Origin of the sequence: Streptomyces sp. NPDC059906 (genome assembly GCF_042730645.1) — a bacterium.
Classification (GTDB): domain Bacteria; phylum Actinomycetota; class Actinomycetes; order Streptomycetales; family Streptomycetaceae; genus Streptomyces; species Streptomyces rubrogriseus.
In genome coordinates, this window is record NZ_JBHWKU010000001.1 from 269243 (window position 1) to 286187 (window position 16945).

Here is a 16945-nt window from a genome sequence, read left to right on the forward strand (position 1 = left end):
GGCTGCTTACCGTCTCTTTATCAGGCTCTAGACTCCCGTGCGTACGGATCGTCGAACAGCAGCGTTCACGAGGTTCACGACAGGGAGCGAGGGGCGCACGTGCCGGAACCGACCGTCGGCGACGCGACCGCCGGCGCCGTGACCACCGCCGATGCGACCGTCGGGCTCGCCGCGGACTACTTCCAGTCCTACTCGGTCGTCGGCCTGCTCGCCGTCGTGGGGGTGCTCTTCGTCGCCGTGGCCTTCGGCGCCGGGCGGCTGCTGCGACCGGTGGTCCCGACGCCCGAGAAGCTGCTCACGTACGAGTGCGGCGTCGACCCCGTAGGAGAGGGCTGGGCGCACACCCAGGTCCGCTACTACGTCTACGCGTTCCTCTACGTCATCTTTGCCGTCGACTCGATCTTCCTCTTCCCCTGGGCGACGGTCTTCGCCGACCCTGGTTACGGGGCCACGACCCTCGTGGAGATGTTCATCTTCCTCGGCTTCCTCGCCGTGGGTCTGTTGTACGCATACAAGAAGGGCGTCCTGTCGTGGACGTGAACCCCGCCGAACCCGCACCCGTGCCGCTCCCCGAGCCCAAGAGGCTGGGCACGCTCGCCCGCCTCGCCCCGGAGCCGATGAAGGTCGTCCTGAACTGGGGCCGCCGCTACTCGCTCTGGGTGTTCAACTTCGGCCTCGCCTGCTGCGCGATCGAGTTCATCGCCGCGTCGATGGCCCGCCACGACTTCATCCGGCTCGGTGTCATCCCGTTCGCGCCCGGCCCCCGCCAGGCCGACCTGATGGTCGTCTCGGGCACGGTGACCGACAAGATGGCACCGGCCGTCAAGCGCCTGTACGAGCAGATGCCCGAGCCGAAGTACGTCATCTCCTTCGGCGCCTGCTCCAACTGCGGCGGCCCCTACTGGGACTCCTACTCCGTGACGAAGGGCGTCGACCAGATCATCCCCGTCGACGTCTACGTTCCCGGCTGCCCGCCGCGCCCCGAGGCGCTGCTCCAGGGGATCCTCAAGCTCCAGGAGAAGATCGCGCGGGAGTCCCTGGGGGAGCGGTACGGCGTCCCACCCCGGCCGTCGACGGCCGCGCTGCAGAGCGGCCTGGTACGACCGCCGGACCCGGACCCGGACCCGGACCCGGACCCGGACCCGGACCTGGAGCCGGACCCGGACCCGGACCCGGGTGCGGGGCGAGGCCGATGACGGCGGTCGGCTGGCTGCCCGCCGGCGTCGAGGAGCTCTTCGGCACGGACGCCACGGCGGAGGAGGCGTACGACCTCCTGACCGTCGACGTGCCGCCCGCCTCCTGGATCACCGCCCTGGAGACGGCGCGTGACCGGCTCGGCTGCACGTACTTCGACTGGCTGAGCGCGGTCGACGAACCGGGCACCGGGTTTCGTGTCGCGGCACATGTCGCGGCGCTGGGACCGGTACGCAGGCTGCTGCTGCGCACGACCGTCCCGCACGATGCCCCGGCCCTGCCCAGCGCCGTCGGGGTGTACGCGGGCGCGGCCTGGCACGAGCGCGAGACCCACGAGATGTTCGGTGTCGCCTTCGAGGACCACCCCGCGCTGGACCACCTGCTCCTTCCGGAGGGCTTCGAGGGCCACCCGCTGCGGAAGGACTTCGTCCTCGCCGCACGCGTCGCCAAGGCCTGGCCCGGGGCCAAGGAGCCCGGCGAGTCCGATCACGGCGGCCCCCGTCGCCGCCAGATGCTGCCGCCGGGCGTCCCCGACCCCAACGAGTGGGGCCCGCTGAAGGGCCAGCTGCCGCCCGCTCCGGCCCGCCCGGCACGCGGTGCGGGGCGGGCGGCGGGGGAGCGCCCGGTCCGCGGGGCAGGCGAACGCCCGGCCCGCCGGACCCGTACGGCCGCCGAGGGCTCCGTCGGCCAGACGGCTCCCGGCACCGAGGCCCCGGCCGCGCCGCGCCGCTCCCGCACGGCGGCCGAAGGCTCGACCGGCCAGACCTCCCCGGCCGACGAACCGACGACGGCACCGACGCCTGCGCCGACGGCCGGACCGGCGCCGCGGCGGTCGCGCAGTGCGAGCCAGGGCTCCGCCTCCCAGCGGGCGGCCGGTCCGACGGACGGGCCCACCGCTGACACGGCTGCCGGGCAGGGCGACGTCACCGACACCGGTGCCCCGGCGACCGGACGGACACCCGACACCGTCGGCCCCCGTCGCAGCCGGAGTGCGTCGCAGGGCTCGGCGAGCCAGCGGGAGGCCTCCGCCGCCGGGGAGCCGGACGACACGGGTTCCGGCAGCGCCCCCCGGGGCGGCGACGGCACCACCTCCTCGCCCGCGGAGGAACCGGCCCCGACACCGGCGCCCTCGACACCGCGCAGCCCGGACGCCCCGTGGCACCACGCCCGCCCGGCGTTCGACGAGGCCGACGCGGCAGAGGAGCCGGAGGCGTCCACCGAGTCACCGGAGGCGGAGTCCGACAGCCGGGGCGACACCGACGCCCCCGGTAACCCCCCGAACCCGAACCCGAACCCGAACCCACCCAACCCTCCAGGAGGCCGGCAGTGAACGACGCGCTCGACGTCACCCTGCGCCTTCTGGTCGTCTTCGTCGTCTTCCTCGCGTTCCCTCTGATAGTCGGCCAGACCGAGCACAAGGTGATGGCCCACATGCAGGGCCGCCTGGGCCCGATGTACGCGGGTGGTTTCCACGGCTGGGCCCAGCTCGTCGCGGACGGCGTGAAGTTCGCGCAGAAGGAGGACGTGGTCCCCGCCGACGCGGACCGCCGCATCTTCCAGCTCGCCCCGGCGGTGGCCCTGCTGCCGTACCTCCTGGTTCTCCTGGCCATCCCGGTCGGGCCCGGGGAGGGCGCGGTCGGTCAGGTCGTCGACGCGGGCGTCTTCTTCGTCCTGGCCGTCATGGGCGTGGGCGTCCTCGGCTCGCTCATGGCGGGCTGGTCCTCGGCCAACAAGTTCTCCCTCCTCGGCGGCCTGCGCACCGCCGCCCAGCTCCTCGCCTACGAACTCCCGATGCTGCTGACCGCGGCCTCCGTCGCCATGGCGGCCGGCACGGTCTCCCTCGTCGGCATCCTCGACGCCTTCGAGTGGTGGTGGCTGCCCTGGCAGATCGTCGGCGCGATCGTCTTCTTCGTCGCCGGGCTCGCCGAACTGCAGCGGCCCCCGTTCGACATGCCGGTCGCCGACTCGGAGATCATCTTCGGTGCCTACACCGAGTACACCGGCCTGCGCTTCGCCCTGTTCCTCCTCGCCGAGTACGCCGGAATCGTAGTCCTGTGCGGTCTGACCACCGTCCTCTTCCTGGGCGGCTGGCACGGCCCCTGGGGCGCCGACGGGCTCGGCTGGGTGTGGACCCTGCTCAAGGCGGCCGTCCTCGCCTTCATCGTGATCTGGCTCCGCGTGACCTACCCGCGCCTGCGCGAGGACCAGCTCCAGAAACTGTCCTGGACGCTCCTCGTCCCCCTCTCCCTCGCCCAGATCGCCCTCACCGGCATCGTCAAGGTGGTGATCGCGTAATGGCCCCCGTCCCCGGCAGCGGCCTGGCCAAGGGCCTGGCCGTCACGCTGCGCACGATGACGCGGAAGACCGTCACCGAGCAGTACCCGGACGCCCAGCCCGAGCTGCCGCCCCGTACCCGCGGCGTGATCGGCCTGTTCGAGGAGAACTGCACGGTCTGCATGCTGTGCGCCCGCGAGTGCCCCGACTGGTGCATCTACATCGACTCCCACAAGGAGACGGTCCCCGCGGCCACCCCCGGCGGACGCGACCGCAGCCGCAACGTCCTCGACCGCTTCGCCATCGACTTCGCCCTGTGCATGTACTGCGGCATCTGCATCGAGGTCTGTCCTTTCGACGCCCTGTTCTGGTCCCCGGAGTTCGAGTACGCCGAGACCGACATCCGCGACCTCACCCACGAGCGCGACAAGCTCCGCGAGTGGATGTGGACCGTGCCGGCCCCGCCCGCCCTGGACCCCGGCGCGGAGGAGCCCAAGGAACTCGCCGCCGCCCGCAAGGCCGCCGACAAGCTGGCCGCGCAGCAGCGGGACCAGCCAGGACCCGACCACCCCGGGCAACCGGGCGAGCCCGGGCAGGAGGACCGGACATGACCCTCGCCGCCGCATCCCACGGCTTCCTGTCCCCGACCGGCGTGGAGATCGCCTTCCTCCTCGTCGGCCTGGTCACCCTCGCGGCCGCCGTCGTCACCGTGACCACCCGCCAGCTCGTCCACGCGGCCCTGTGGCTGGTGGTGGCCCTCGGTGGCCTCGCGGTCGAATACCTGCTGCTCACCGCAGAGTTCATCGCCTGGGTCCAGGTCCTCATCTACGTCGGTGCCGTCGTGGTCCTCATCCTCTTCGGCCTGATGCTCACCCGGGCGCCCATCGGCCGGTCGCCGGACGCCGACTCCGGCAACCGCTGGGCCGCCCTCACCGTGGCCGTGGCCTCCGCGGCTGCCCTGGTGTGGGTCGTCGTCGACGCCTTCCGCACCACCTGGATCGACCTGGACGGCCCGGCCGCGGGCTCCACCGCCGTCACCGGAGCGAGCCTGTTCCAGAACTGGGTCCTCCCCTTCGAAGCACTCTCCGTCCTCCTCCTCGCCGCCCTGGTCGGCGCCATCGTCCTGTCCCGCAAGGCCAAGGCGGCCCGCGCCGACGAAGCGCCCCGGCCCGGAACCCCTGAGCCCGGAACTCCCGAACCAGGAACCTCCCGGCCCGGAACCTCCCGGACGGGCGGTGCCCGCTGATGCACCTCGCCTATCCCGCCGTCCTCTCCGCCCTCCTCTTCTGCACGGGTCTCTACGGCGTCCTCGCCCGCCGCAACGCGATCCTGGTCCTGATGTCGGTCGAGCTGATGCTCAACGCCGTCAACCTCAACCTGGTCGCCTTCGACGTCTGGCTCAGCAGGGCCGCGGAGGAGACCCTGCACTCAGGCCAGGCCCTGACCCTGTTCACGATCGCCATCGCGGCCGCCGAGATCGGTATCGGCCTGGCGATCGTCCTCGCCGTCCACCGCAACCGCGGCACCTCGGACATCGACAGGCTCCGCGACACCGCCGAGGGCCACGAGCCGGACGGCCCCGACACCCCCGCGACCGGGACGGCCGCCGAGAAGGCTGAGGCCACCGCGTGACCACGACCACCCTCGCCGTCCTCGTCCCCCTCCTTCCCTTCCTCGGGGCCGCCGCCGGTCTCCTCCTGGGCCGGTCCGCCCCCGGTTTCGTCCGCCCCCTCGCCGTCCTGCCGACGTTGGCGTCCCTCGTCCTCGCCGCCCTCGTCGCGGCGCGTCAGGGCGGTGGCCGGGCCCTCGACGCAGTCACCGAGCTGACGCCCACCGGTTCGGTCCCCGTCGAACTCGCCCTGCACATCGACGGCTTCGCCGCCCTCGTCGCCGTCCTGGTCGGCACCGTCGCCGCCTGCGTGCAGATCTACTCCACGGGATACCTGCGCGACGACCCGCGCTACGCCTCGTACGCCGCTCTCGTCTCCCTGTTCACCTCCGCCATGTTCCTCGTCGTCTACTCCGGCGACCTGATGGTGCTGCTGGTCGGCTGGGAAGTCATGGGCATCTGCTCGTACTTCCTGGTCGGCCACTACTGGGAGACCCCGGAGGCGCGCGCCGCCTCCCTCAAGGCCTTCCTGGTCACCAAGCTCGGCGACGTCCCCTTCCTGATCGGTCTGCTGGCGCTGGCCACCGAGGCGGGCTCCTTCCGCATCACCAAGATCCTCGGAGCGGTCGCGAGCGGCTCGCTCGACCACCCGACGCTGATCGCGCTGCTGCTCCTGGCCGGTGTCGCGGGCAAGTCGGCGCAGTTCCCGCTGCACACCTGGCTTCCCGACGCGATGGCGGGCCCGACGCCCGTCTCCGCGCTGGTCCACGCCGCGACGATGGTCGCCGCCGGTGTGTACTTCGTCGCCCGGCTCCTTCCGCTGTTCGAGGCCTCGCGGGCCGCGATGGTCGTCCTCGCCGTCATGTCCGCCGTCACGATGATCGGCTCCGCGCTCGCCGCCCTCGCCCAGGACGACATCAAACGCGTTCTGGCCTACTCGACGATCGGACAGCTCGGCTACATGACCGGCGCCCTCGCCACGGGCGACCGGGGTGCCGCCGTCTTCCACCTCCTCTCCCACGGCGCCTTCAAGGCGCTCCTGTTCCTCGCCGCCGGCGTGATCATCCACGCCGCCGGCACCAACTCGCTGGCCGCCATGTCCCGGATGCGGGGCCTGCGCCACCGCGCCCCGGACGCCTACTGGACGATGACCGTGGCCCTGCTCGCGCTCGCCGCGATCCCGCCCTTCAGCGGCTTCTTCTCCAAGGAGTCCGTCCTCGGCGCCGCGGAGCACGTCGCTACCGGCCACACCGGGCACGCGCCCGGCGCCGCAGGCTGGACCGTGCTCGTCGCCGGCCTGATCACGGCCCTGCTCACCGCCGCCTACGCGACCCGCCTGTGGCTGCTGGCCTTCCGAGGCCGCGGCGCCGAGGCACCCGACCACGGCAGGCAGCCGGTGGTCATGAACGCCGTGCTCTGGGTGCTCGCCCTCCCCTCACTCGCACTGGGCGGACTCGCCTTCCGCCTGCTGTCCGACTGGTTCGACGGTCAGGACCTCACTCCGACCCTCACCACTTCCGTGCTCGGCACGGGCGTGGCCCTGGTCGGCGGCATCGTCACCTACGCCGCCTGGCGGCACACCACGGCGCTCGCCGACCGCACGCCGCTGGGCGCCGTCGCGGCCCACCCCGAGGGCGACGCCGGCTTGGTGGAGGCCGAGGCGATCGCCGCCCACCGGGCCGCGTACGGAGACCTGGCCTCCGCGCCCGACCCGTCCGATCCGGGACGGCTCCTGCTGGGCCCGGTGCACCGGCACGCGGCCGCGGGCTTCCACCTGGACGCGGTGTACACGACCCTCTTCGTCCGCCCGGTCCAGGCAGGCGCAAGCCTCGTCCGGTTCCTCGACCGCGAGGTCGTCGACACCTACGTACGCGCGGCGGGCGTCCTGCCCCGCCTGCTCGGGGCCGCCGTACGACGTGCCCAGACCGGCAATGTGCAGACCTATGTGAGCGCGCTGCTCGCCGGCACCGTCGTCCTCGCGGTCGCCGCCGTCCTCGTCGCCGCGGGAGCGTGAGCAGACGTGATCGATATCAACGAGTCCGTGATGCAGGTCCTTCTCGCGTTCCTCGTCGTCGGCCCGCTCCTCGGCGCCGTCGCCGCCCTTCTGCCGGCCCCGCCCGGGCTGAAGGGGAAGTCACCCGAGCAGGCCGTGCTCCGGCACGGCGTCACCGTCACCGGCGCCGTCCTCCTCGCGGCGGTCGTCCTCGTGCTCGGCTTCGACCACGACCATCCGTCGAAGATGCAGGCCAGCACGGACATCAGCTGGATCCCCGCACTCGACGTACGCATCCACCTCGGCATCGACGGCATCTCCCTCCCCCTGCTCGTCCTGACCGCGCTGCTGACCTTCCTCTGCGCGCTCTACTCGTACTTCAAGCAGCGTGGCGAGCGGCTGACGCCGCGGGCCCCGGGCCCGAGCCCGAAGGCGTTCGTCGCACTGCTGCTCGTTCTGGAGTCAGGCACCCTCGCGGCCTTCGCCGTCCTCGACCTGATCCTGTTCTTCCTCGCCTTCGAGATGGTCCTCATCCCGATGTACTTCCTCATCGCCCGCTGGGGCGGTGAGGGACGGGCTGGGGCCGCCTGGAAATTCATCCTCTTCACGCTCCTCGGCTCCGTCGTCATGCTGCTCGGCCTGCTCCTGATCGGAATCACCGCGGGCACATTCGACATGGTGGCACTCGCCACTGACAACGGCCGGTCGCTGACCACATCCGTGCAGGTCATCGCCGTTCTGGCGGTCGGGCTCGGGCTCGCGGTGAAGACTCCGATGTGGCCGCTGCACAGTTGGCTGCCCGACGCCCACACCGCCGCGCCGACCGTCGGCTCGGTCCTGCTGGCCGGCGTCCTGCTGAAGATGGGCACGTACGGTTTCATCCGCATCCTGCTCCCGGTCGCGCCGGAGGGCTTCCGCATCTTCGCGCCGTATCTCGCCGCCTTCGCCGTCGTCGGCATCATCTACGGCTCCCTGGCCTGCCTGGCCCTCGCCAGAAGGGGCGCGAAGGGTGATCTCAAGCGCCTCATCGCCTACTCCTCCGTCGGCCACATGGGCTTCGTCCTGCTCGGAGTCGCGACCATGACCCCGACCGGCGTCAACGGCGCGCTCTTCGCCAACATCGCCCACGGCCTGATCACCGGCCTGCTCTTCTTCGTGGTCGGCGCGCTCAGGGACCGGACCGGAACGACCGACCTCGACACCCTCGCGGAGGAGTCAGGCCACGCCCTGTACGGCAAGGCACCGCGCCTCGGCGGACTGCTCGCCTTCGCCGCGGTCGCCTCTCTCGGCCTGCCCGGCCTGGCCGGGTTCTGGGGGGAGATGCTGGCCCTGTTCGGTGCCTTCGACCCGCACGACGACCTCAGCCGCCCCGCCTTCCTCACCTTCATGGCCATCGCCGCCTTCGGCACCCTGCTGACCGCCGCGTACATGCTGATCGTGGTCCGCCGCGTCTGCATGGGCGCCGTACCGCAGGAGGCCCCGCAGCCGAAGTTCGCCGACGTGCGCGCCTACGAGTTCGCCGCCTGGACGCCTCTCGTCGCCCTCACCGTCGTCGCCGGCCTGTGGCCCAGGACCCTCCTCGGGCTGACCGACCCGGCCGTGCAGCAGCTCCTCTCAGGAGGCACCCGATGAGCTTCCCGGCCCAGCCCCTCGCGGAGCCCCTGGCACAGCCGCTGGCCCAGAACCTCGTGCAGTCGGTCGACTGGCTCGCCATCGCGCCGCCCACCATCACGGCGGTCGTGGGACTCGTCGTCCTCGTCACCGACCTGTTCGTCAAGGACGCCCGCAAGCCGCTGCTCGGCTGGATCTCGGTCGCCGGACTCGCCGCCTCCGCCCTCATGCTGCTGCCCCTGGTGAACGACGACCGCTCGACGTTCTGCCAGGCCGGCGAGCCCGGCGTGTGCAGCTACACCGCGGACACCTTCACCCTCGCCATCCAGTTCCTCGTCCTCGGCGGCGCCCTGCTGACCGCCATGCTGTCCGTCACCGCGCTCAAGGACGCCGATCGGAGGCTGCCCGAGGGCGAGTTCTGGTTCCTGCTGCTCTCCTCCGCGGCCGGCGCCGCCCTCCTGCCCGCCTCCCGCGACCTCGCCACGCTGATCGTCGCCCTGGAGGTCGCCTCCCTGCCCGCCTTCGCCCTCGTCGGCCTGCGGCAGGGCGACCGCAGGTCCTCCGAAGCGGCCCTGAAGTTCTTCCTGTCCTCGGTCACCGCGACCGCGGTCAGCCTCATGGGCATCAGCTTCGTCTACGCCACCACCGGCACCCTCTACCTCACCCAGGTGGCGGACCGCATCCAGCACGTCGACGGGCAGTTCACCACCCTCGCCCAGACCGGCGTGGTCCTCACCCTCGTCGGCTTCGCCTTCAAGACGGCCGCCGTCCCCTTCCACTTCTGGGTGCCCGACACCTACGTGGGCGCCCCCCTGCCGATCGCCGCCTACCTGTCCGTGATCGGCAAGGCGGTCGGCTTCTCCGGCCTCATCCTGGTCACGGTCGTCGCCCTGCCGTCCTACGCCGACGTCTGGGGCCCGGCCCTCGCGGCACTCGCCGCACTCACCATGACGGTCGGCAACGTCGGCGCCCTCCGGCAGCAGGCCACGCGCGCGTACAGCGCGGTACGTCTGCTCGCCTGGTCGTCCGTCGGCCAGGCCGGCTACCTCCTGGTGCCGATCGCCGCCGCCGCGTACTCCGACGACCCCGAACACTCCGTCGGCTCCACCGTCGCCTACGCCCTCATGTACGCCGCGGTGAACCTGGGCGCCTTCGCGGTGGCCGCGCTCGTCGGCCGCACGAAGGCGCTGAACCGCGTGGCGGACTACCGCGGCCTGTACGCGTCCAACCCCCTCACGGCCCTGCTCCTGGCCTTCTTCCTGCTCTGCCTCGCCGGGCTGCCGCCCGGCATCATCGGCCTCTTCGCCAAGGTCACGGTCTTCTCCGCGGCCGTCGACGCGGGACTCGGCTGGCTGGCCGTCGTCATGGCCGTCAACGTCGTGATCGCGCTCTTCTACTACCTCCAATGGACGGCGCTCCTGTTCCGGGCCCCCGAGGACGCGACCGCCGGTCACCGCGCCCCCGCCCCCCTCACGGCCGCGATCACGGTGACGGCGGTCCTCGCCGTCGCCCTCTCCGGAGCACCCCAGCTGATCCTGCGCTTCGCCGACACCGGGCTCTTCTGAACACAGCCGCCCGCCGCGCCCGTCACCCGTACGGACCACACGCCCCGCGCCGGGCGTCAGGGAACTGGTGGCCCTCGCCTGGCGTTGACCAGTACGGAAGGGTCCACTGGACGTGTCACCACGGCACCGGTGGCATCGAAGACCAGGAAGCAACCACAGCGAGCGAGACCAGCAAGCAAAGGGTTCCCCTGCTGCACGACTTGGAGGGCGTACCGTGCACCGCCGGCACAACGGGCTCAGGACCGCAGTACTCCTCGGGGGACTGTCCGCGCTCATCATCGTCATCGGCAGCTTCTTCGGCCGAGCGGGGCTCGTCGTCGCCGTCCTCGTCGCCCTGGGCACCAACGCGTACGCGTACTGGAACAGCGACAGACTCGCCCTGCGCGCGATGCGTGCGCGCCCGGTCAGCGAGTTCGAGGCCCCGGCGCTGTACCGCATGGTCCGCGAGCTCTCCACCCAGGCCCGACAGCCGATGCCCCGCCTGTACATCTCGCCGACGGACGCCCCGAACGCCTTCGCGACCGGCCGCAACCCGCGCAACGCGGCCGTGTGCTGCACCGAGGGCATCATGCGCCTGCTGGACGAGCGCGAACTGCGCGGCGTCATCGGGCACGAACTGAGCCACGTCTACAACCGCGACATCCTGATCTCCTCCGTCGCCGGAGCCCTCGCGTCGGTGATCATGTTCCTGGTCAACTTCGCGTGGCTGATCCCGGTAGGACGGTCCAACGACGATGACGGACCCGGCCTGCTGGGCATGCTCCTCATCATGCTGCTCGGACCACTCGCCGCCACCGTCATCCAACTGGCGATCAGCCGCTCCCGGGAGTACGAGGCCGACGCCTCCGGCGCCCAGCTGACCGGTGATCCGCTCGCCCTGGCCGGCGCCCTGCGGAAACTGGAACTCGGCACCAAGCAGCTTCCGCTGCCACCGGAGCCCCGGCTCGAGACCGCCAGCCACATGATGATCGCCAATCCCTTCCGACCGGGACAGGGGCTCTCGAAGATGTTCTCGACCCATCCGCCCATGGCGGAGCGAATCGCCCGACTCGAAAAGATGGCAGGTCGTCAGCAGTGAAGACCATCCTCAACGTCATTTGGCTCGTGCTCAGCGGCTTCTGGCTGTTCCTCGGCTACCTGCTCGCGGGCGCGCTCCTCTGCATCACGATCATCGGCATCCCTTTCGGCATAGCGGCCTTCCGCATCGGCGTCTACGCGTTGTGGCCCTTCGGGTACACGACGGTCGAGCGGCGCGGTGCCGGAGCACCCTCGTGCATCGGGAACGTGCTGTGGCTCGTCCTCGCCGGCTGGTGGCTGGCGCTCGGTCACATCGTCACCGGCATCGCGCTGTGCGTCACGATCATCGGCATCCCGCTCGGCATCGCCAACTTCAAGCTGATCCCCGTCTCCCTGCTCCCGCTGGGCCGCGAGATCGTGCGCACGGACCAGCCGTTCACCGCGGCGGCCGGGACGCAGCGGACCGGTTGGTAAAGGGGCCTTCGCGGGCCCCCGCGGCCCTCGTTGTCCACAACTTCCGGGTTGTCCACAGGGTGGTCCGGATGTCAGTGGCGGCCTGCATCATGAATCCATGACCGAGAGCGAGCAGTTGCTGGAAAGGGTGGCCGCCAAGGCACGGAGCACCCGACCGTGGGGCTGGGGTTCCCTGCCCGAGCCCTTGGACGGAGAGGCGCCGGCCCGCGCCGAGGCCGCCCTGGGGTTTCCTCTCCCCGCACTGCTCGCCGAGCTGTACCTGCGCATAGGAGACGGCGGATTCGGCCCGGAGTACGGCCTGTTGCCGCTGCTCGACAACGCCCCCTCGGGCGAGCCCGCCGCCGTTGCCCAGTACCTGGCCAACCGGGACAGCGGCGCGAAGGACCCCGACTGGCCCTGGCCCGAGGGCATCCTGCCCATATCCCACTGGGGTTGCGCGATGTACGCGTGCCTCGACTGCCGCTCCCCGCAGGCCGCCGTTCTCCTCTTCGAGCCCAACGCGGGGGACGCCGACCATGCCTGGTACGTCGACGCACCGAGCCTCGCCGACTGGTTGCGCACCTGGATCGAGGGCACGGGCTGGTACGAGGAGGCCCACGACGGCCCGGAACCGACCCCGTGGACCGCCCTCCCCCTGCGCACCGGAAGACGCCCCGCCCCGACCGGCACGTCGCCCGCACAGGCGTCCTGAGCGGAGGCGGGCCGAGCCCCGCCCGTCAGGACGCACCCCGAGGTGCCGACGCGCGGCCATCGCGGACGGATGCCCGACGCGCGGCCATTGCGGCCCCAGCCGCCCTTCACCGCGGGGTTTGCTGCCCCGCACCCGTACGCCACCACACCCACCGCCACCACACCCCCTCCCACGACGACCGAAACCGCCGGAAGCGAGAACGCGAGCACCACGCAGGCAGGTGTCATGGGTCGCACCCTGCTGATCAGCGCAACCGCCCGGCGCGGTCGGAACGTCCTCTCCACCAGGAGGACATGAACACCGCGGAGCAACCGGCCCGCAGCACTGGCACAGTGTGGGCACCGGAAGAAAGGGCAGGGTCACGGCATGACCGTCATCAGCTGGATCATCCTCGGACTGCTGGCCGGAGCCATCGCCAAGGTCCTGCTGCCGGGCCGCGACCCCGGAGGGCTCATCGGCACCACCCTCATCGGCATCGCGGGCGCCTTCCTCGGCGGCTGGATATCGGCCCGCTGGCTGGACCACCCGATCAGCAAGGGCTTCTACGACGGCGCCACCTGGGCGGCGGCGATCGGCGGTTCGCTGGTGCTCCTGGTCGCCTACCGGCTCCTGTTCGGCAACTCGCGCGACTGAACGCGCGCGGACCGGACGAGAAAAGGGTGGGCACCGCCGGGTGCCCACCCTTTCTCGTCAACGAAGGCCTACGCGCCACCGAGCCACCGCGTCGCCCGCTCAGCGGCTCACCGGTAGTTGACGAACTGCAGCGCGAAGTCGAAGTCCTGGCCCTTCAGCAGAGAGATCACGGTCTGCAGGTCGTCCCGGCTCTTCGACGAGACCCGCAGTTCCTCCCCCTGCACCTGGGCCTTCACGCCCTTGGGGCCCTCGTCGCGGATGAGCTTGGCCACCTTCTTCGCGTTCTCCTGGGAAATACCCTCCTCGATCGACGCGAAGATCTTGTACTCCTTGCCGGAGAGCTGGGGCTCGCCCGCGTCCAGAGCCTTGAGCGAGATGCCGCGCTTGATCAGCTTGGACTGGAAGACGTCGAGGACCGCGCTCACCCGGTCCTCGGAGTTGGCCTCCATGAGGATCTTCTCCCCGGACCACGAGATCGAGGCGCCCACGCCCTTGAAGTCGTAGCGCTGCGAGATCTCCTTGGCGGCCTGGTTGAGGGCGTTGTCGACCTCCTGCCGCTCGACCTTCGAGACGATGTCGAAACTGGAGTCGGCCATGTCCTGTGGCTCCTTGTATCTGGGTGCGTGTCGGGCCGCGTATCGGGTCCGTACCGGCATACGTCGGCGGCCGCCGGGCCCCGCGGGGTCCTCGGCCGCATCCGGACAAGCCTAGCCACCCGCCGCGATCCGAGCGGCGTTCAATCGGGTGGCGAAGCACCCCTCCACATCAGGTATTGTTTACGTCGTTGCCACGGAGCGCCGCCGAAGAGCGGTTCGACGAGCAGCAAACCCCGGCGGTGTGCCCGAGCGGCCAAAGGGAGCAGACTGTAAATCTGCCGGCTCAGCCTTCCCAGGTTCGAATCCTGGCGCCGCCACACGACCGAAAGGGTCTGTGAACAGCAGCAATGCTGATCACAGGCCCTTTCGTCGTTCCCGGGGCCCACGAGATCTCGGCGTTCTCTGCCCTGGCCCACGGTGTACGCGAGATCATGGCCCGTGCTCCACGTTGTGAGCGTCAGGGGATTCGGGGGTCAACGGTGACCGACACCACGCAACGTATCTTTCTCAGCTACGCGGGCCCGGACCAGGCCTGGGCGGAGTGGGTCGGCTGGCAGCTCCAGCAGGCCGGGCACCAGGTGGAGCTGGACCGGTGGCACTGGCGCACCGGTGACGACTTCGTCCAGAAACTGAGCGTGCCACCCGGAATCTCGCCGCTGTATTGACCGCGATGGGCAGGACGCATGAGGCGCAGCAGTTGACGGGCCGGAAGCCGAGCAAGGGCGGTAAGCGTCGCTTCGGCCGCAAACGCCGTTGACGATGCGCCGTCGACGAAGCCCGCGGGGGCGGCTCACGGTGTCGGTCGGGCGGGGCAGACTGGTGGCATGGCCTCGTCCTCCCGTCGCAGAACCTGCCCAGAGTGCCGTCGCGAGATCGCCGTCGTCGCGGGGCGGTACGCGCGCCATGATCCCCCCGGTGCGCGGGGGAGCGGTGAGCTGGTGTCCTGTCCGGGCTCGCGCCGGTCGGCGCAACTCGGTGCGGCGCAGCCGTCCTTGGACGGGTACGTCGTCCCCGACTTCCCCGGACAGCTGCCCCTCTTCTAGCCGCCCTCAGTTCCCGGCCACCGACTTCACCGCCACCGACACGGGCGCCGAACCGCTGATCAGCTCCAGGGTCAGGCCGTTCGTGGCCGGGGTGTCGACCAGTTCGGCCAGGACCGCGGCGACGTCGTCGCGCGGAACGGGGCCGCGGCCGGTGCGCGCCTCCAGACGCACCATGCCCGTGCCCGCGTCGTCCGTCAGGGCGCCGGGGCGCAGGATCGTCCAGTCCAAGGCGTCCAGCGAGCTGACGTGCGCGTCCGCCTCGCCCTTGGCGCGCAGGTAGACGTCGAAGATCTCGTCCCCCTGGTGTGCCGGGTCGGCGCCCATGGACGACACGATCAGGAAGCGCCGTACGCCCGCCCGGACCGCCGCGTCCGCGAAGAGGACCGCCGCCGCCTTGTCCACCGTGTCCTTGCGGGCCACCCCGCTGCCGGGCCCCGCTCCCGCCGCGAAGACCGCCGCGTCCGCGCCCCGCAGCCGCTCCGCCACCTCCTCGACCGAGGCCGACTCCAGGTCGAGCACGACCGGTTCGGCGCCCGCCGCACGCAGATCGTCGGCCTGCTCGGCCTTGCGGACGATGCCCGCCACCTCGTCACCGCGCGCGGCGAGCAACCGCTCCAGCCGCAGCGCGATCTGACCATGACCACCAGCGATGACAATGCGCATGCCTTCGACCGTACGCCCCGACGACCGCCCGCGCCGCACGGCTTCGGCCACCCCGGCGCCGGGCCGTCAGCCCGCAGAGCCCCGCCCCCCACGGCGGCGAGCCTCCGCCTCAGCTCATGTCCCCTCCCCGACCAGGTCCGCCGCGCCCCTCGCGCCGTCCCCGCCCCGCACCCCCCTGCCGAGGCAGTCCCAGGTCGGACGCGGTGGTCGAGTCGCCGTACTCCCGTACCGCGCTGGTCCGCGCCACCACGCGTCCCCGGTGCACGACGATCCGGCTGTACGCCAGCGACAGCGCACCCGCCAGCCGGTCCCCCCGTACGGCGACCAGTTCGGCCGGGAAGCCCGCCTCCACCCGCACCTCCGGCAGGCCGAGGGCCGACCGTGCCGCCGCGCTCACCGCGTCGTACGCCTCCTCGGGGCGCAGCCCGTGCCGCGAGGCCAGCAGGTACGCCGCCTCCAGGGGGTCGCCGCGCCCGACCGGGTTGGACACGTCCCGCAGCGCGCCGCTCCCGGCGGCGACCCGCGCCCCGGCCGCCCGCAGCAGCCGTACCGGAGCCGTGCCGTCGGGGTGGTCCACCGTCCCGCAGGCGCCCTGCGGCAGGCAGACCACCGTCACACCGGCCGCCGCGAGCTGGTCCGCGGCCCGGGAGGCCGCCTCGGCGGGCAGCCGGCCCAGACCGTCACAGGGGCCGATGGCGACCCCAGGGCGCAACCCGCCCACCGTGGCCGCCAGCCGGGCCAGCCGCGCCGGGTCGGCGGCGTCGGTGTGCAGGTCGACCGGGCAGCCGTGTTCGGCGGCGACCGTCAGCACCGTCTCCACGTACCCCGCCGGATCGGGGTCCAGGTCCGGACACCCGCCCACCACGTCCGCGCCCATCTTGACCGCGTCCCGCAGCATCGCCAGCCCCTCGCCACCGGCCACCCCGGTCAGCACCCTCGGCATCGCCACCGCGCTCAGATCGGCGAGGCCGCGCAGGGAGCGCCGGGTCCGCAGTACGGCGGTCAGCGCACCCAGGCCCGCGACGTCGCCCACCCGCACGTGCGCCCGCAGCGCGGTGGCGCCGTGGGCCAACTGGAGCAGGGCGGCCTCGGTGGCCCGGCGCTGGACGTCCTCGGGGTCGTAGGAGACGGGGCCGGGGACATCGGCCGTGAGCGCCGTGTCGGCGTGGACGTGGGGATCGGCCGGGGCGGGCAGCAGCAGGTAGCCGCCCAGGTCCAGGTGGCCGCCCGGGCCGGACGCGCCGCCCGGGGACAGGCTGCCGGCCGTGCCGACCGCCTCGATGCGTCCGCCGTGGAGCCGTACGTCCACGGTCCGGCCGTCGGTGAGCCGCGCCCCGGAGAGCAGGAGCGAGCCGCGGTCGGCGGGGTCCGAGGGGGAGGGCGAGTGGGGCGGCTGCGGCTGGCTGTCGGGCATCGCGCTCCTCTGGGCTCGGGGCTGCGCAGTGGGGGACGCAAGATCACGCAGAGTGAGACGAGCCTAGGACGGTGATCAGCCCGTGGCGCGGAGGAGCGCAATAGTCGTACCGGTGCCGTCCGGCGCGGTCGGGCCGCCCCGCTGTGCGGCCGGGACGGGACGGGGCAG

The 16945-nt window shown here is 71.9% G+C and carries 18 protein-coding genes, 1 tRNA gene and 1 pseudogene; 17 read left to right on the forward strand and 3 right to left on the reverse strand.

The window, feature by feature from the left end:
• Positions 1 to 99 precede the first annotated feature (99 nt).
• From ACFV9J_RS01295 to ACFV9J_RS01360, 14 genes are all read left to right on the forward strand, one after another.
• Positions 100 to 540, forward strand: a complete 441-nt coding sequence (locus ACFV9J_RS01295; RefSeq protein WP_059299971.1) for an NADH-quinone oxidoreductase subunit A — start codon at positions 100 to 102, stop codon at positions 538 to 540.
• Complete coding sequence (locus tag ACFV9J_RS01300; RefSeq protein WP_385348078.1) at positions 531 to 1196, forward strand: NADH-quinone oxidoreductase subunit B; 666 nt, start codon at positions 531 to 533, stop codon at positions 1194 to 1196. The genes ACFV9J_RS01295 and ACFV9J_RS01300 overlap by 10 nt, the downstream gene beginning before the upstream one ends.
• Positions 1193 to 2524, forward strand: a complete 1332-nt coding sequence (locus ACFV9J_RS01305; protein WP_385348081.1) for an NADH-quinone oxidoreductase subunit C — start codon at positions 1193 to 1195, stop codon at positions 2522 to 2524. Before ACFV9J_RS01300 ends, ACFV9J_RS01305 begins: the two co-directional genes overlap by 4 nt.
• Positions 2521 to 3489 carry an NADH-quinone oxidoreductase subunit H gene (locus ACFV9J_RS01310; protein ID WP_385348084.1) on the forward strand — a complete coding sequence of 323 codons (969 nt, stop codon included), beginning with the start codon at positions 2521 to 2523 and terminating at the stop codon, positions 3487 to 3489. The genes ACFV9J_RS01305 and ACFV9J_RS01310 overlap by 4 nt, the downstream gene beginning before the upstream one ends.
• Positions 3489 to 4079: a NuoI/complex I 23 kDa subunit family protein gene (locus ACFV9J_RS01315; protein ID WP_385348087.1), complete on the forward strand. Its 591-nt coding sequence runs from the start codon at positions 3489 to 3491 to the stop codon at positions 4077 to 4079. The genes ACFV9J_RS01310 and ACFV9J_RS01315 overlap by 1 nt, the downstream gene beginning before the upstream one ends.
• Positions 4076 to 4714, forward strand: coding sequence for an NADH-quinone oxidoreductase subunit J (locus ACFV9J_RS01320; RefSeq protein WP_385348090.1), 639 nt, complete (start codon positions 4076 to 4078; stop codon positions 4712 to 4714). The genes ACFV9J_RS01315 and ACFV9J_RS01320 overlap by 4 nt, the downstream gene beginning before the upstream one ends.
• Positions 4714 to 5100 carry an NADH-quinone oxidoreductase subunit NuoK gene (nuoK, locus tag ACFV9J_RS01325; RefSeq protein ID WP_385348093.1) on the forward strand — a complete coding sequence of 129 codons (387 nt, stop codon included), beginning with the start codon at positions 4714 to 4716 and terminating at the stop codon, positions 5098 to 5100. The genes ACFV9J_RS01320 and nuoK overlap by 1 nt, the downstream gene beginning before the upstream one ends.
• Positions 5097 to 7091, forward strand: coding sequence for an NADH-quinone oxidoreductase subunit L (locus ACFV9J_RS01330; protein WP_385348095.1), 1995 nt, complete (start codon positions 5097 to 5099; stop codon positions 7089 to 7091). Before nuoK ends, ACFV9J_RS01330 begins: the two co-directional genes overlap by 4 nt.
• Positions 7092 to 7097: 6 nt before the next feature.
• Positions 7098 to 8702: an NADH-quinone oxidoreductase subunit M gene (locus tag ACFV9J_RS01335; RefSeq protein WP_385348098.1), complete on the forward strand. Its 1605-nt coding sequence runs from the start codon at positions 7098 to 7100 to the stop codon at positions 8700 to 8702.
• A complete protein-coding gene (locus ACFV9J_RS01340; RefSeq protein WP_385348101.1) occupies positions 8699 to 10246 on the forward strand; it encodes an NADH-quinone oxidoreductase subunit N in 1548 nt (515 codons plus the stop codon). Before ACFV9J_RS01335 ends, ACFV9J_RS01340 begins: the two co-directional genes overlap by 4 nt.
• A gap of 214 nt (positions 10247 to 10460) precedes the next feature.
• Positions 10461 to 11324 (forward strand): zinc metalloprotease HtpX, encoded by an 864-nt coding sequence (gene htpX, locus ACFV9J_RS01345; RefSeq protein ID WP_361010086.1) that lies wholly within the window; start codon positions 10461 to 10463, stop codon positions 11322 to 11324.
• Entirely contained in the window at positions 11321 to 11737 is a 417-nt protein-coding gene (locus ACFV9J_RS01350) for a YccF domain-containing protein (RefSeq protein ID WP_385348104.1), read from the forward strand. Before htpX ends, ACFV9J_RS01350 begins: the two co-directional genes overlap by 4 nt.
• A 97-nt stretch (positions 11738 to 11834) precedes the next feature.
• The gene (locus ACFV9J_RS01355) at positions 11835 to 12428 is read left to right on the forward strand and encodes an SMI1/KNR4 family protein (protein ID WP_385348107.1); all 594 of its coding nucleotides are present in this window, start codon (positions 11835 to 11837) and stop codon (positions 12426 to 12428) included.
• Between the two features lie 366 nt (positions 12429 to 12794).
• On the forward strand, positions 12795 to 13061 hold the full coding sequence (locus ACFV9J_RS01360) for a GlsB/YeaQ/YmgE family stress response membrane protein (protein ID WP_385348109.1): 267 nt from the start codon (positions 12795 to 12797) through the stop codon (positions 13059 to 13061).
• 107 nt (positions 13062 to 13168) lie between these two features.
• Here ACFV9J_RS01360 and ACFV9J_RS01365 read toward each other — a convergent pair whose 3' ends face one another.
• Positions 13169 to 13657: a YajQ family cyclic di-GMP-binding protein gene (locus ACFV9J_RS01365; RefSeq protein WP_109034166.1), complete on the reverse strand. Its 489-nt coding sequence runs from the start codon at positions 13655 to 13657 to the stop codon at positions 13169 to 13171.
• Between the two features lie 235 nt (positions 13658 to 13892).
• Here ACFV9J_RS01365 and ACFV9J_RS01370 point away from each other — a divergent pair.
• The 3 genes and pseudogenes from ACFV9J_RS01370 (at position 13893) to ACFV9J_RS01380 (ending at position 14700) form a co-directional block, all read left to right on the forward strand.
• Positions 13893 to 13974: transfer RNA gene (locus tag ACFV9J_RS01370), tRNA-Tyr, on the forward strand.
• A 162-nt stretch (positions 13975 to 14136) separates the two neighbouring features.
• Positions 14137 to 14295 (forward strand): annotated as a pseudogene (locus ACFV9J_RS01375) (toll/interleukin-1 receptor domain-containing protein); the annotation flags it as partial.
• Between the two features lie 186 nt (positions 14296 to 14481).
• Positions 14482 to 14700 carry a hypothetical protein gene (locus ACFV9J_RS01380; protein WP_087807771.1) on the forward strand — a complete coding sequence of 73 codons (219 nt, stop codon included), beginning with the start codon at positions 14482 to 14484 and terminating at the stop codon, positions 14698 to 14700.
• 6 nt (positions 14701 to 14706) lie between these two features.
• Here the strand turns inward: ACFV9J_RS01380 and ACFV9J_RS01385 are convergent, their stop codons facing one another.
• Together ACFV9J_RS01385 and ACFV9J_RS01390 are read right to left on the reverse strand one after the other, a co-directional pair.
• Positions 14707 to 15363 carry an NAD(P)H-binding protein gene (locus tag ACFV9J_RS01385; RefSeq protein ID WP_385348113.1) on the reverse strand — a complete coding sequence of 219 codons (657 nt, stop codon included), beginning with the start codon at positions 15361 to 15363 and terminating at the stop codon, positions 14707 to 14709.
• Positions 15364 to 15472: 109 nt separating this feature from the next.
• A complete protein-coding gene (locus ACFV9J_RS01390) occupies positions 15473 to 16777 on the reverse strand; it encodes a hydrolase (protein WP_385348116.1) in 1305 nt (434 codons plus the stop codon).
• Positions 16778 to 16945 lie beyond the last annotated feature (168 nt).

Bases quoted from the DNA above. Each gene is read 5' to 3' on its own strand.
- ACFV9J_RS01315 (WP_385348087.1), top strand. From the start codon at position 3,489: ATGGCCCCCGTCCCCGGCAGCGGCCTGGCCAAGGGCCTGGCCGTCACG.
- ACFV9J_RS01305 (WP_385348081.1), top strand. From the start codon at position 1,193: ATGACGGCGGTCGGCTGGCTGCCCGCCGGCGTCGAGGAGCTCTTCGGC.
- ACFV9J_RS01340 (WP_385348101.1), top strand. From the start codon at position 8,699: ATGAGCTTCCCGGCCCAGCCCCTCGCGGAGCCCCTGGCACAGCCGCTG.
- ACFV9J_RS01360 (WP_385348109.1), top strand. From the start codon at position 12,795: ATGACCGTCATCAGCTGGATCATCCTCGGACTGCTGGCCGGAGCCATC.
- ACFV9J_RS01385 (WP_385348113.1), bottom strand. From the start codon at position 15,363: ATGCGCATTGTCATCGCTGGTGGTCATGGTCAGATCGCGCTGCGGCTG.
- nuoK (WP_385348093.1), top strand. From the start codon at position 4,714: ATGCACCTCGCCTATCCCGCCGTCCTCTCCGCCCTCCTCTTCTGCACG.
- ACFV9J_RS01390 (WP_385348116.1), bottom strand. From the start codon at position 16,777: ATGCCCGACAGCCAGCCGCAGCCGCCCCACTCGCCCTCCCCCTCGGAC.
- ACFV9J_RS01365 (WP_109034166.1), bottom strand. From the start codon at position 13,657: ATGGCCGACTCCAGTTTCGACATCGTCTCGAAGGTCGAGCGGCAGGAG.
- ACFV9J_RS01380 (WP_087807771.1), top strand. From the start codon at position 14,482: ATGGCCTCGTCCTCCCGTCGCAGAACCTGCCCAGAGTGCCGTCGCGAG.
- ACFV9J_RS01320 (WP_385348090.1), top strand. From the start codon at position 4,076: ATGACCCTCGCCGCCGCATCCCACGGCTTCCTGTCCCCGACCGGCGTG.
- ACFV9J_RS01355 (WP_385348107.1), top strand. From the start codon at position 11,835: ATGACCGAGAGCGAGCAGTTGCTGGAAAGGGTGGCCGCCAAGGCACGG.